We start from the raw sequence: 13,954 nt of genomic DNA on the forward strand, positions 1-13,954 counted from the left end.
CGCGCCTGTCGGTGCGGCAGTCGAGTTCCCGGCGTCGTGTGTTTCCTGGGATTCCCCCGTTTCCCGCCGCTCGATGGTGGCCCTCTGCGCTGCGCGCGTCAGGGCCGTCGCCGTCGGAGCGCTTCGCGCTGGAGCAGCGCTCCACCTTGACCCGCTTCGCTACGACGGCGGTGGGCGACTATCGGGAAACAGGGGAGGCGCGGTCGGGGCGGCAGGCGGGCCCCAGGGGGCCCAACGGCAACCGCCAGCTACCTCGGCCTTCGGCCGGTGCCTTCCCCACGCCTGCGCGTACCGGGTCGCGTGTCGCGGCCGGTCAAGGCGGGCAACGAAAAGCGGTGGCGAGGTCAGCGTTCGCGAGGGCAGTGGTGGTGTCTGGGGGCGGGCGCCTGTTTCGGTCCTCTGTTCGAAGATGATCTTGCTACCAGGGGCGAGTTCGGCGCCGAACTCGCCCCTGGTAGCAAGATCATCGGGGATACAGGGGTTTCGGAAGCAGCGGACAGTCTCAGGCGCGGGTTCCGGGTGCCATGCTTCCACGCTGAAAACCGGCCCCACTCGCACGGCCTGCCCTGCCCGCTCTCGGGCAGGGCAGGCAGCCGTGCCCCCACTGGGCCCGCTCGCACTGCCCTGGGTGACTCCGCCACAGGGGCTCGGGCGGCTTCCGCCCCACCGCCGCGACACGCTGCCGGGTGCGCGCAGACCTGGGGCGCTCCCTCCTTCGCGTGTGCTCCCTCTGTCCCCGGGGTGATCTTCGGAACGATCGGGGATCGTCGTGCCGTTCGGACGGGGTTGGTTGCCCACAGGCGTCTGCGAAAGTCGTGGGGAAGTCGTAGGCTCAGGAGTCACCACACATCCGTCTACCCGCCTGGGGGCACCTGCGTCATGGCCGACTCCTTCGCTCATCTGCACGTCCACACCGAGTACTCGATGCTCGACGGGGCGGCGAAGTTGAAGCCCTTGTTCAAGGAGGCGGCACGGCTGGAGATGCCGGCCGTGGCCATGACCGACCACGGCAACATGTTCGGGGCCTACGAGTTCTTCCAGCAGTCCAGGGGCTCGGGTGTGAAGCCCATCATCGGGATCGAGGCGTACGTCGCGCCGGAGTCGCGCTTCCACAAGAAGCGGGTCTTCTGGGGGCGTTCGAACACGTCGGACGACGCCTCGGCCGAGGGCGGCAAGGACATCTCCGGTGGCGGCCGCTACCTGCACATGACGATGCTCGCCGAGAACGCGCACGGACTGCGGAACCTCTTCCGGATGTCTTCCCTGGCTTCTTCCGAGGGCTACTACATGAAGCCCCGGATGGACCTGGAGCTCATGCAGCAGTACAACGAGGGTGTCATCGTCTCCACCGGTTGCCCCTCCGGCGGCGTGCAGACGCGTCTGCGCCTGGGACAGGAGAAGGAGGCGATCGAGTACGCCGCGGGGCTCCAGGACATCTTCGGCAAGGAGAACGTCTTCCTGGAGCTGATGGATCACGGTGTGCCGATCGAGAAGGAGGTCCGTGACGGGCTGCTCAAGGTCGGCCGGGAGCTGAGCATTCCGCCGCTGGTCACCAACGACTCGCACTACGTGTACGAGTCGCAGGCCGCGGCGCACGATGCTCTGTTGGCCGTGGGTGTCGGTAAGAACCTGGACGACCCCACCCGTTTCCGGTTCAACGGTTCGGGCTACTACCTCAAGACCGCGGACGAGATGCGCGGGCTGCTCAACTTCGAGGAGTGGGAGCAGGGCTGCAAGAACACCCTGCTGATCGCGGAGCGGATCGCGCCCGATGCCTACAACGAGGTCTTCGCGCACCGGGACCTGATGCCGGAGTTCCCCATTCCGGAGGGGGAGACGCAGGCCTCCTGGCTGGCCAAGGAGGTCGAGCGGCTGCTGCCGACGCGCTACCCGGACGGGACGAGTGACGAGGTCCGCCGGCGGGTGGAGTTCGAGCTCGGCATCATCAACGAGATGGGCTTTCCCGCCTACTTCCTCGTGACCGCCGACATCTGCCAGTACGCGCGCAAGGCGGGTATCGCGCTGGGCCCGGGCCGTGGCTCGGCGGCGGGGTCGATGATCGCCTACGTCCTGGGCATCACCGACCTGGACCCGCTGGAGCACGGTCTGCTGTTCGAGCGGTTCCTCAACCCCGAACGTGTGTCCATGCCCGATGTCGACCTCGACTTCGACGAGCGTAGGCGCGGCGAGATGATCGAGTACGTCACCCGCCTGTACGGCGAGGAGCGGGTGGCGCAGATCCTCACCTTCGGCACCATCAAGGCCAAGGCCGCGGTGAAGGACGCGGCGCGGATTCTGGGCATGCCGTACTCGGTCGGCGACCAGATCACGAAGGCCTTCCCGGCGGCGGTCGGCGGTAAGGAGATCCCGCTCGACGCGGTGTTCAACACCGAGAACGAGCGCTACGGCGAGACCACCGAGCTGCGTAACCTGGTCGACAACGACCCCCAGGTCAACAAGGTCATGGAGACCGCGCGCGGTATCGAGGGCCTGACCCGCGGCACCGGTGTGCACGCCGCGGGCGTCATCCTGTCCAAGGAACCCCTGCTCGACGTCATCCCACTGCACAAGCGTGACTCCGACGGCGCCATCATCACCGGCTTTCCCTATCCTCAGTGCGAGGAGATGGGTCTGCTCAAGATGGACTTCCTGGGCCTGCGCAACCTGACGATCATGGATGACGCGGTCAAGAGCATCAAGGAGGCCGAGGGGATCGACATCGATCTCGCGAAGCTGCCCCTGGATGACAAGAAGACCTACCAGTTGCTCTCCCGGGGCGACACCCTGGGCGTGTTCCAGCTGGACGGCGGCGCGATGCGCAACCTGCTCAAGCGGATGGAGCCGAAGAAGTTCGGTGACATCGCGGCCGTCCTGTCGCTCTACCGCCCCGGTCCGATGGCGGCCAACGCGCACAACGACTACGCCGACCGCTCGAACGGCCGCCAGGAAGTGACCCCGATCCACCCGGAACTCAAGGACGCCCTTGAGCCGATCCTCGGGGAGACCTTCCACCTGCTCGTCTACCAGGAGCAGATCATGGCCATCGCCCAGCAGCTGGCCGGTTACACGCTGGGCGGCGCCGACCTGATGCGGCGCGCGATGGGCAAGAAGAAGAAGGAGGCCCTGGAAGAGGAGGAGGCCAAGTTCTTCCCCGGCGCGAAGGAGCGCGGTTTCTCCCAGGAGGCCGTCCAGGCCCTGTGGGACGTCATGCTCCCGTTCGCGGGCTACGCGTTCAACAAGTCGCACGCCGCTGGCTACGCGCTGGTCTCCTACTGGACCGCCTACCTCAAGGCCAACTACCCGGCCGCCTACATGGCCGCGCTGCTGACCTCGGTCAGTGACGACAAGGACAAGATGGCGGTCTACCTCGCTGAGTGCCGGACCCAGGGCATCAAGGTGTTGCCGCCCGACGTCAACGAGTCCGGTCTGCGCTTCACCCCGGTCGGCAAGGACATCCGCTTCGGCATGGGCGCGGTGCGCAACGTCGGCGCCAACGTGGTGAACTCGATCGTCAAGACCCGCACGGAGAAGGGCAACTACACGTCCTTCACCGACTTCCTCTCCAAGATCGAGCTGGCCGCCTGTAACAAGCGGGTGATCGAGTCGCTGATCAAGGCGGGCGGTTTCGACTCACTGGGCCAGCCCCGGCGGGAGCTCTACCGCCACCACGAGACCGCGGTCGAGGGCATGATCAGCTCGAAGAAGCAGGAGGCCCACGGCCAGTTCGACCTGTTCGGCGGCGGGGACGACGACAGCGACTCCACCCCCATCGGGCTGAACATCCAGTGGGGTGACGAGGAATGGGACCGCAAGACCAAGCTGGCCTTCGAAAGGGAGATGCTGGGCCTGTACGTGTCCAGTCACCCGCTGGCCGGAGCCGAGCGGGTGCTGGCCCGTTCCAGGGACACCTCGATCGCGCAGATCGTCGCCGGTGACCTGGCCCGCGAGCGCGGAGAGGTGCGCATCGCCGGGCTGATCTCCAAGGTCGACAAGCGCACCAACAAGGCGGGCAACCAGTGGGCCATCGCCACGGTGGAGGACCTGGACGCATCCATGGAGGTGCTGTTCTTCCCCAAGACCTATCCGCTGTACGTGGACGCCCTGCTGGAGGACACCGCGGTCACGGTCAAGGGCCGGCTCAACGACCGGGACGGCACGTACTCGATGTTCACGTCGGAGATGTCGATCCTGGACATCTCGCACATCACCGAAGGCGAACCGCCGGTGTTGCTCTCGGTGGCGGAGGAGCGCCTGAACCCCGAGCTCGTCGACGACCTGCGCCAGGTGCTGAGCTCGCACAGGGGTGACACCCCGGTGCGGATCCGGGTGGACAACCCGGTGCGCTCCCGGATCTACGCGGTGGACTACTCGGTGCGGATCTCGCCGGAGTTCAACGGTGAGATGAAGAGCCTGCTGGGGGCGTACTCGGTCGACTACTAAGCCCGGGTTCTGACCCCCGCTCTGGCCTCCTGGCCAGCGAGAATCCCCGTGTGCGGCACCGCACGCGGGGATTTTCCGTCTTCGCCCTTGCCGAGGTCGATTTAACGATATATCTTTGAGCTATCGGTTCACGTAATGACAGTCGTGAACGGTCGAGGTTACTCGACAACGATCGATACCAAGGAGAACGACATGACCGCGATGGCACTTCCCGGCCCCTGGTCCTGGGGCGGACGGCGCACCGGGCGCCCCCAGCTGCCCTGGGCCTGGCGGCCCACCGAAACCCCGCACGCGCACCACGGTCCGCGACACGGGCACGACGAATCCAGCGACCCCGGCGAACACCGCGGTCCGAGGCGTGACGGCTTCGGCCCCCCGCCGCCCCCGCCGGGGCCTCCCGGATCACCGCCCCCGCCGCCTCCGTGGCAGGGCGGCGACGGACCCTTCGGCCCGGGCGGGCTGTTCGGCCCCGACGGGCCGATGGGCCCCGGCGGCCCCTTCGGCCCGGGCGGCCTCTTCGGGGGCGGGCACGGGCACGGACGAGGCGGAGGCCGCCGCGGCACCCGAGCTCGGCGCGGTGACGTGCGCACCGGAATCCTCATGCTGCTGGCCGAGGAACCGCGCAGCGGCTACGAGATCATCCGCGAGGGCCGCGAACGCAGCGGCGGGGCCTGGCGCCCCAGCCCCGGCTCCGTCTACCCCATGCTCCAACAACTGGAGGACGAGGGACTGGTCGCCCAGATCGAGGGGGAGGGGCGCCGCCGTCCCTATCGGCTCACCGACGAGGGCATCGCCTACCTTGAGGAGAACGGCGCCGACCTCACCCCGCCGTGGGAGGCGGGCGCGGACGCCTACGCCGACGCCAGGTCCCGCTACGAGGAGATCAGCACCCTGGCGTACCAGCTCTCGGCCGCCGCCTCCCAGGTCGCCCAGGCCGGGACCCCGGAGCAGCTGGAGCGGGCCAAGCGCCTGCTGGCCGAGACCAAGCGGGGGCTCTACCTGATCCTCGCCGACGAGGGCACCGGGGACAGCGCGCCCGACGACCCCGACGACGAGGACTGACGGCGACGGGGGCAGAGCTGACGAAGACCCGCGGCGAAGAGGGCTGAGGACCGGCGCGTCAGGACCTGGCCCGGACAGCACGGGGGCCCGGGACGGTACACACCCCGTCCCGGGCCCTCGTACCCCGGTGAGCCCGCCTTCGACCGAACTACTCGCCGGTGGTGCCGTCCGCCAGCTCTCGGAGGACGTCCAGGTGCCCGTTGTGCCGCGCGGTCTCCTCGACCATGTGCATGAGCACCCAGCGCAGCGTCACCCGACCGCGCTCGGTCAGTACCCGGCGGGAGGAGTTGCCCAGCTCCAGGCGGGAGGTGATCTCCCGGGAGCGTTCGCACTGGGCGGCGTACTCGGCGAGGAGCTCGTCCAGGGGGCGCCGCGCCCCGATCCTGAACTCCGCGTCAGGGTCCTCGACCGAATAGGGAGCGACGTCGGGTTGGTTGAGCATCACGACCTCGAACCAGAACGCCTCCACCCAGCGCAGATGGGACACGATCCCGCCGATGGTGGACATCGGTGACGACGGCAGCGGCGCGGACGAGGACAGTTCGGCGGCCAGTCCGGCGCATTTGCGGTGCACCGTGGCCCGGTGCCAGTCCAGCCACGCCAGAAGCATCGTCCGCTCGTCGGCGGCCATGGGAGGATCGACACGCTCGGACACGGTCAGGGAAGTGCTCTTCTCGCTCATGGCGGTATTCTCCTTCGGGCCATGTCCGGTATCCACTGGTTTTCGGCAGGTCCGGACGGTGAAGAAGGAGGAGCGGCTGATGGCGGAACAGAGCGGCACGGGTGCGTCGGGGCTGGTGCGCGGCCTGGCCGTGGGCGCGGCCTTCTTCGGGGGTGTGGCCCTGCTGGGTGCCCTGCTGGGCCCGCTGTGGTGGTGGCTCGCGCCGCGCCCGGAGGTGGTGGTCCTGCCGGACGGCGGGGTCTTCACCGGGGCCTCGGAGACCGTCTTCGCCGGTGAGGGCTACTTCGTGCTGATCACCGCACTGGCCGGACTGGTCACCGGTTACGCCACCTACATGCTCCAGTTCTCGCTGGCTCGGCGGAGCTTCCAGGATCTGCGCCTGGTCGGCCTGGTCGCGGGCGCGCTGGGTTCGGTCGTGGCCGCGTTGCTGGTGTGGCAGATCGGCGTCGCCCTGGACGGCCCGGCCCGCGAGTCGGTCCAGGCGGCCGGGGCCGGTGACACGGTCATCGCGGCCCTGCAACTCCAGGCCACCGCCTTCCTGGTCGCCTGGCCCTTCGTGTACATCCTCCAGTACGGGCTGCTGGACGCCTTCAGCCTGCTCCGTGGTGACCAGCCCGGCGTCCCCGAACCCGTCCACGCCGAGAAGCCAGTTCCTGAGAAAGCCGACCTCCACACGTCCGCTCCCGACACACTCGACTCCGCCACGCCTGCCCTCCACCCGCCTGCTTCCAGCAACACAACGGCGACCCCCGCCCCGGAAGGGCAGGAGCCGCCGGTCGTCGCGGAGGGGGAGAACTCCGGCCCGGAAGGCCCGCGGAGCTGATCCCGCCCCTCACAGGGACTGGATGGAGTCCTTGTACATCGCGTCGAGCTGCTCGCGGTAGCGCTCCTCGACGGCCCTGCGCCGCATCTTCAGACTGGGCGTGATCTCGCCCTGCTCCACCGTCAGCTCACTCGGCAGGATGGTGAAGTCCTTGACGGTCTCGTGCCGGGGCAGGTCCTTGTTGAGTTCGTCGATGGCCTCCTGGACCATCGCCCGGACCTTGGGCTCCTTGGTCAGCCCCACGTAGTTCAGCGCGCCCAGCCCGTTGGCCTCGGCCCACACCTCGATCGCCTCGGGGTCCAGGGTCACCAGCGCCACGCAGTACGGCCGGCGGTCGCCGTGCACCACCAGGTTGCCGACGTAGGGGCACAGCGACTTGAACCGGCTCTCGATGCTCTGCGGCGCCACGTACTTGCCGCTGGCGGTCTTGATCAGCTCCTTCTTGCGGTCGGTGATCCGCAGCCGGCCGTTCTCCAGGACCCCGATGTCGCCGGTGGCGAACCAGCCGTCCTCGGTGAGCACCGCCTCGGTGGCGCCGGACAGGTTGTGGTAGCCGCGCATGATGCTGCCGCCGCGCAGCAGGACCTCGCCGTCCTCGGCGATCCGGACCTCGGTGCCCGGAAGGGGAAGCCCGACGCTGCCGAAGCGCACGTCGCCGGGCCGGTTGAGGAAGGCGCCCGCGGAGGTCTCGGTCAGGCCGTAGCCCTCCAGGATGGTGATCCCGGCGCCGTAGAAGAACCGGCCGATGTCGGGGGCCAGCGGAGCGCTGCCGGAGACGAAGAACTTCAGGCGGCCGCCGAAGCGGGCGCGCAGCTTGCTGAACACCAGCTTGTCGGCGAGCTTGTGCTGAACGGCCAGAGCACCGCCGGGCTCCTTGCCGTCCTCCTTGAGCCGGGCGACCTTGTCACCCACGCCCACGGCCCACTTGAAGATCTTGTACTTGGCCCCGCCGCCCTCCTTGGCCTGCATGACGACCTTGTTGAACACCTTCTCGAAGATGCGCGGGGCCGCGGCCATGAAGGTCGGCCGCACGAGGGCCAGGTTGTCCACGATCTTGTCGACGCGGCCGTCGATGGCGGTCAGGAAGCCCAACCGCAGCTGGGTTACCTGCATGACCTTGCCGAAACTGTGCGCCAGCGGCAGCCACAGGTACTGCACGTCGTCCGCGTCCAGCATCTCCCAGCCCTGGGCGCGCATCTCGTCGCCCATGACCTTGAGCGCCTCGGCCTCGTAGAGCCAGTTGGCGTGGTCCAGGCGCACGCCCTTGGGGCGGCCGGTGGTGCCGGAGGTGTAGATGAGCGTGGCCAGGTGCTCGGACTTGACCGAGGCGACCAGCTCGTCGAACAGCTCCGGCTTCTCGGCGTGCAGCTCGGCGCCGAGGGCGGCCAGGTCCTCCAGGCCGATGACCCAGTCGTCATCGCCCCCGGCCGCGCCCTCGAAGGTGATGACCTTGGAGAGCCCCGGCATGGCGCCGCGCTGGTCCACCAGTTTGGCGACCTGCTCGTCGTTCTCGGCGAAGGCCACCATGCTGCCGGAGTCGGAGACGATGTAGGCGCAGTCCGGCGGGGTGGAGGTGGGGTAGATCGTGGTGGAGGCACCGCCCGCGCACAGGATCGCGAGGTCGGCCAGCACCCACTCGATGCGGGTGCTGGAGGCGATGGCGCAGCGGGCCTGGGAGGTCACGCCCAGGGAGTGCAGGCCCAGCGCCAGGTCGCGGACGCGGTCACGGGTCTGGTTCCAGGTGAGGGTCTCCCACTTCTCGCTGCCACCGGTAGAGGAAGGGACCGGGTAGGTGAACGCCTCCCGCTCGCCGGATTCGGCGACGCGGGAAGCGAACATGTCGGGGACGGACCGATAGGGGGATGAAGTGTTGCCCATGTCACAAAACTACCCCTGGGTAGGGGGGTCGGCAACACTCCGTGGGCGAATGTGTGGAGGTCCACCGTCACCTGTGGCCCAGAGGACTCCAGATCGGGGGAGGAGGCGACCGGATCCTTCGCTGGACCGGCGGGCCGGACCCGGCTCAGTTCACGCCGATGGGTGCGGTGACCGCCTCGGTCAGCGCGATCAGGTCCTTGGGGGGCAGCTCCATCTGCAGGCCCCGGCGCCCGGCGGAGACGTAGACCGAACGCAGCCCCGAGACCGAGGAGTCGATCACCGTCCGCAGTCGCTTGCGCTGCCCCAGCGGACTGATGCCGCCGCGCACGTAACCGGTGATCTTCTCGGCCCGCGCCGGGTCGGCCATGACCGCGCGCTTGCCGCCGACCGCCGCCGCCAGCGCCTTGAGGTCGAGTGAGGTGCTGACCGGGACCACCCCGACGGTGAACACGCCGTCCACCTCGGCCACCAGGGTCTTGAACACCTGCTCGCGGGGGACCCCGATCGCGTCGGCGGCGTCGGTCCCGTAGGAGTGGCCGTCACCGCCGTCCACCTCGTAGGGGTGCAGGGTGTAGGCGGTCTTGGTCCGGCCGGCGGCCACGGTCGCGGGGGTGGCTTTTCCACTCATGGATTCCTGGGCTCTCCGCTTCGGGGACTGTCGATCTTCCGGGCAGGCTACTCCTCCTGCCGGGCCGGACGCCCCCAAGCGAGGCGACACGCCCCCCGCCACTGAACCCTCGCCCGGAGCCGGGCCCCGCCGTCCGCGCGAGCGCCCTAGTTGAAGGACACCCCGTTGTTGAGGAAGGGCCCCGCGGGCAGGTTGGGCAGGTCGGGGGTGGCCACGATGCGGTTCTCCCGGCGCAGGAAGCGCGCGGCCACCGCAAGCCGGGTCGCGGCGTTCTCGGCCTCCAGCAGCCGCTGCTTCTCCGCCGAGTCCAGTACGACCGAGACCGACACCGAGTAGGACAGGGCGATCGGGTCGCGGGGCAGGTCGGCCGAGACCTCGGAGGCCATCCCGATCGAGGCCAGCCGCTGCTGGTACACCTCGTAGAGATCGCGTACTCGCTCGGCGTGTTCCTTGGCGTCGGGGCCCAGCGGCTCCGGCAGCAGGGCCACCGAGGCGGTGGAGTAGTCGTCGGGGGAGGAGCGGTCGACATCGTCCAGGTCGGTGATGGTGAACCGGGTCCCGCCCTCGATCACCAGGTCGTAGCGGCCGTCCTCGTAGGTGCGCACGTCACGTACGACAGCTGTGCAGCCGACGGCGCTGACCAGGGGTAGTGAGGGGCGGGTGCTCGAACCCGCGGTGTTGGGCACCCCGGTGTCCGCGCCGCCCGCGCCCTGCCCGGACTCACTGGCCACCTCGTGGCCCAGTTCGATCCACACGACGCCGAACCGGGCGGGGCCGTGTTCCCGGACGCCCGCCTCACCTCCGGCCAGGGTCGGCCCGAGCAGTTCCGAGACCAGCCGACGGTACCTCTGCTCGAAGACGTGGAGAGGGATCGTCATGCCGGGGAACAACACGGTGTTGAGCGGGAAGATCGGCAGTGCCTCTGGCATGGTTCCAGTATGCCCGCCGCGCCCGGGAGCTCGCTCGTCGGAGCTCCCGGGCGCGGCGGATGAAGCCTCCGGACGGCCGGCTGGGAGGCCGTCGGGGTGTCAGGACGCGTCGGGCGGCGTCGGGACAGACACCGAAGGCGTCAGGACACCGAGGGCCCGGCGGTGCCGGGCGCGCCCTGGCTGCCGTTGTCCTCGCTGGGCATGTCGCGGGCCACGAAGGTCTCCACGTCGAACAGGTTGCCGTTGGAGCGGTCCACGACGTTGAGCAGAGTCGACATCTTGGCGACCTCCTCCACCTGCTCCTGGATGAACCACTGGAGGAACTGCTCGCCGGTGTAGTCGTCCTCGTCACGGGCGACCTTGGCCAGGCGCAGGAACTGGTCGCTCACCTCCCGCTCCTGGCGCAGGGCCAGGGCGACCAGGTCGCGCGCGACGGCGAAATCGGTCTCGATCTCGTCCACGCCCGGAAGAGCGAACGTCACGTCCATGTCGAGCAGGTAGCGCACGATCATCATCGCGTGGTCGCGCTCCTCGAGCGACTGCTCGTAGAAGACCCGGGCCAGCTGCGGCAGATCCTGGTCGTCGAACCAGGCCGCGATCGCCACGTACTGGTGCGAGGCCGTGAACTCGTGCCGCACCTGGTCAACCAGGAGGCGGTGGAACTTGGAAAGGCTGCTATCGCTGGTCTTGTTCGAAGTCATGTCACTACAATAACGCATTCAAAACCGTAATGCGAATCCCGAGAAAAGGAATCTGAATTTGTTAGGCAAGCCTTTCTTTGGCTGGATTAGGTTAGGTGTCCCAAACTTAGGTGAAGCTAATTTCGCGCATTTACGGGAGAGTGTTCGCGCATGTCCGCCGAAGCGGGGTTCGCGCCGGTCGCGAGGGTCCCGCGCGGGTGTGGTGTCCATCATCCGGACGCCGCCACCCATGGATTGGGCCACGCCCCCTAGACTGGGGCCGTGATCAGTCGAATCGACCTCCGAGGCTCCTCAGGCGACCCGCGCGACGCCCTTCCGCGCGCCGAAATCGATGTGGCCGACGCCACCGAACGCGTCCGACCCATCTGCGATGACGTGCGCCATCGCGGAACCGAGGCCCTGGTCGAACTCACCGAGCGCTTCGACGGCGTGCGGCTCACCGACATCCGCGTTCCCAAGGACGCCATCGACTCCGCGCTCGCCGAACTCGACCCCGCCGTGCGCGCCGCGCTGGAGGAGTCCATCCGCCGCGCCCGCAAGGTCCACCACGAGCAGCGCCGCCAGGGCCACACCACCCAGGTCGTGCCCGGCGGAACCGTCACCGAGAAGTGGATCCCGGTCAACCGCGTCGGCCTCTACGTGCCGGGCGGCCGCGCCGTCTACCCCTCCAGCGTGATCATGAACGTCGTCCCCGCCCAGGAGGCGGGCGTGTCCTCCCTCGCGGTCACCTCACCGCCCCAGAAGGACTTCGGCGGACTGCCCCACCCGACCATCCTCGCCGCCTGCGCCCTGCTCGGCGTCGACGAGGTGTACGCGGTGGGCGGGGCCCAGGCCGTGGCGATGTTCGCCTACGGCACGGCCGACTGCGAGCGAGCGGACATGGTCACCGGCCCCGGCAACATCTGGGTCGCCGCCGCCAAGCGCCTGCTCAAGGGCGTCATCGGCATCGACGCCGAGGCCGGACCCACCGAGATCGCGGTCCTGGCCGACGCCACCGCCAACCCCGACTACGTCGCCGCCGACCTCATCAGCCAGGCCGAGCACGACGTCGTCGCCGCCTCCGTCCTGGTCACCCCGGACGAGGCGCTGGCCGAGGCGGTCACCGAACGCCTCGCCGCGCGCGTGGCCGCCACCAGGCACAGCGAACGCGTCCGCGAGGCGCTGTCCGGCCCGCAGTCCGGCATCGTCCTGGTCGACGACCTCGAACAGGGCCTGGCCGTCGTCGACGCCTACGCGGCCGAACACCTGGAGATCATGACGGCGGACGCCCCTGCCTGGGCCGCGCGCGTGCGCAACGCCGGAGCGATCTTCGTCGGCGACCACTCCCCGGTCTCCCTCGGCGACTACGCCGCCGGGTCCAACCACGTGCTGCCCACCGGCGGCTGCGCCTGCCACACCGGTGGCCTGAGCGTGCAGACCTTCCTGCGCGGGGTGCACATCGTCGAGTACGACCGTGACGCGCTGGCCGACGTCGCCCATCACGTCATCACCCTGGCCGAGGCCGAGGACCTGCCCGCGCACGGCGAGGCCGTCGCCGCCCGCACGGGCCATCGCTCCGGCCGGGACTAGAAACCAGTCCAGGACCGAACGCGACCACGACGACGGGAGCGGGCGGGCCCGGGGACGGTGTGACCACCGCCGGTCACACCGGACCCACCCGCCCCTCCCACGACCGACCACGAGTGTGAAACCAGTGAGCTTCACCCTGAACGACCTGCCGCTCCGCGACGACCTGCGCGGCCGCTCGCCCTACGGCGCTCCGCAGCTGGACGTGCCGGTGGTCCTCAACACCAACGAGAACCCGCACGCTCCCTCCCCGCGCCTTGCCAAGGCGCTGGCCGAGGCGGTCGCCGACACCGCCCTGGGGCTGAACCGCTACCCCGACCGGGACGCGGTGCACCTGCGCGAGGGCCTGGCCGCCTATCTCGGCCACGGCCTGACCGCCGACAACGTCTGGGCGGCCAACGGCTCCAACGAGATCCTCCAGCAGCTGCTCCAGGCCTTCGGTGGTCCGGGCCGCACCGCGATGGGCTTCGAGCCCTCCTACTCCATGCACCCGATCATCTCCCGGGGTACCGGGACGGGCTGGGTGGCCGTGCCGCGCGACGCCGACTTCCGCATCGACGTCGACGCCGCCCTGGCCGCCATCGCCGAGCACCGGCCCAGCGTCATCTTCCTGACCTCGCCCAACAACCCCACCGGTACCGCCCTGGAGATCGCCGACATCGAGCGCATCGCCCGGGCCGCCCCCGGCGTGGTGGTCGTGGACGAGGCCTACGCCGAGTTCCGCCGCGAGGGCAGGCCCAGCGCCCTGTCCCTGCTCCCGGACCACCCGCGGCTGATCGTCTCGCGCACCATGTCCAAGGCCTTCGCCCTGGCCGGGGCCCGCGTGGGCTACCTCGCCGCGCACCCGGCCGTGGTCGACGCCCTTCAGCTGGTCCGCCTGCCCTACCACCTGTCCGCCGTCACCCAGGTGGTCGCCGTCACCGCCCTGGACCACGCCGACGAACTCCTCGGGGCCGTCGACGACCTGCGCACCGAACGCGACACCCTCGTCGGTTGGCTGCGCGCCCAGGGCTTCTCCGTCGCCGACTCCGACGCCAACTTCGTCCTGTTCGGTGAGTTCGAGGACCGCACCCGCGTCTGGCAGGACCTGCTCGACCAGCAGGTCCTCATCCGCGAGACCGGCCCGCCCGGCTGGCTGCGCGTCACCGTCGGCACCGCCGAGGAGATGGCCGCCTTCCGTACGGCCCTGCTGAAGGCGACCGGCCGCTGACCCGCCCCGGTCGGCAGCCCACGGGCAGCCCGCAG

Annotated in this window: 10 protein-coding genes; 5 read left to right on the forward strand and 5 right to left on the reverse strand. The window is 69.4% G+C overall.

Features of this window, described 5'->3' with window-relative positions; translation table 11 throughout:
• The first annotated feature begins 879 nt into the window (after positions 1-879).
• Both dnaE and HNR07_RS02120 read left to right on the forward strand, forming a co-directional pair.
• On the forward strand, positions 880-4,440 hold the full coding sequence (gene dnaE / locus HNR07_RS02115; protein ID WP_184361199.1) for a DNA polymerase III subunit alpha: 3,561 nt from the start codon (positions 880-882) through the stop codon (positions 4,438-4,440).
• 192 nt (positions 4,441-4,632) lie between these two features.
• Complete coding sequence (locus HNR07_RS02120; RefSeq protein WP_184361202.1) at positions 4,633-5,502, forward strand: PadR family transcriptional regulator; 870 nt, start codon at positions 4,633-4,635, stop codon at positions 5,500-5,502.
• A 148-nt stretch (positions 5,503-5,650) separates the two neighbouring features.
• On the opposite strand, the gene HNR07_RS02125 is transcribed toward HNR07_RS02120, so the two are convergent.
• Positions 5,651-6,184: a DinB family protein gene (locus HNR07_RS02125; RefSeq protein ID WP_184361205.1), complete on the reverse strand. Its 534-nt coding sequence runs from the start codon at positions 6,182-6,184 to the stop codon at positions 5,651-5,653.
• A 79-nt stretch (positions 6,185-6,263) separates the two neighbouring features.
• Between HNR07_RS02125 and HNR07_RS02130 the strand changes: the two genes are divergently transcribed.
• A complete protein-coding gene (locus HNR07_RS02130) occupies positions 6,264-7,007 on the forward strand; it encodes a hypothetical protein (protein WP_184361208.1) in 744 nt (247 codons plus the stop codon).
• Between the two features lie 9 nt (positions 7,008-7,016).
• Here HNR07_RS02130 and HNR07_RS02135 read toward each other — a convergent pair whose 3' ends face one another.
• The 4 genes from HNR07_RS02135 to HNR07_RS02150 all read right to left on the reverse strand — a co-directional run bounded on the left by HNR07_RS02135 (position 7,017) and on the right by HNR07_RS02150 (position 11,143).
• A complete protein-coding gene (locus HNR07_RS02135) occupies positions 7,017-8,885 on the reverse strand; it encodes an AMP-dependent synthetase/ligase (RefSeq protein ID WP_184361211.1) in 1,869 nt (622 codons plus the stop codon).
• A gap of 145 nt (positions 8,886-9,030) precedes the next feature.
• Positions 9,031-9,513: a Cys-tRNA(Pro) deacylase gene (ybaK, locus tag HNR07_RS02140; protein WP_221318682.1), complete on the reverse strand. Its 483-nt coding sequence runs from the start codon at positions 9,511-9,513 to the stop codon at positions 9,031-9,033.
• 146 nt (positions 9,514-9,659) lie between these two features.
• A complete protein-coding gene (locus HNR07_RS02145) occupies positions 9,660-10,442 on the reverse strand; it encodes an LON peptidase substrate-binding domain-containing protein (RefSeq protein WP_184361214.1) in 783 nt (260 codons plus the stop codon).
• A 140-nt stretch (positions 10,443-10,582) separates the two neighbouring features.
• Entirely contained in the window at positions 10,583-11,143 is a 561-nt protein-coding gene (locus HNR07_RS02150) for a ferritin (protein ID WP_184361216.1), read from the reverse strand.
• 261 nt (positions 11,144-11,404) lie between these two features.
• On the opposite strand from HNR07_RS02150, the gene hisD reads away from it, so the two are divergent.
• On the forward strand, positions 11,405-12,712 hold the full coding sequence (gene hisD, locus HNR07_RS02155) for a histidinol dehydrogenase (RefSeq protein ID WP_184361220.1): 1,308 nt from the start codon (positions 11,405-11,407) through the stop codon (positions 12,710-12,712).
• A gap of 124 nt (positions 12,713-12,836) precedes the next feature.
• Positions 12,837-13,919 carry a histidinol-phosphate transaminase gene (locus HNR07_RS02160; RefSeq protein ID WP_184361223.1) on the forward strand — a complete coding sequence of 361 codons (1,083 nt, stop codon included), beginning with the start codon at positions 12,837-12,839 and terminating at the stop codon, positions 13,917-13,919.
• Positions 13,920-13,954: the final 35 nt, after the last annotated feature.

The organism is Nocardiopsis metallicus (assembly GCF_014201115.1).
Taxonomy (GTDB): Bacteria; Actinomycetota; Actinomycetes; order Streptosporangiales; family Streptosporangiaceae; genus Nocardiopsis; species Nocardiopsis metallicus.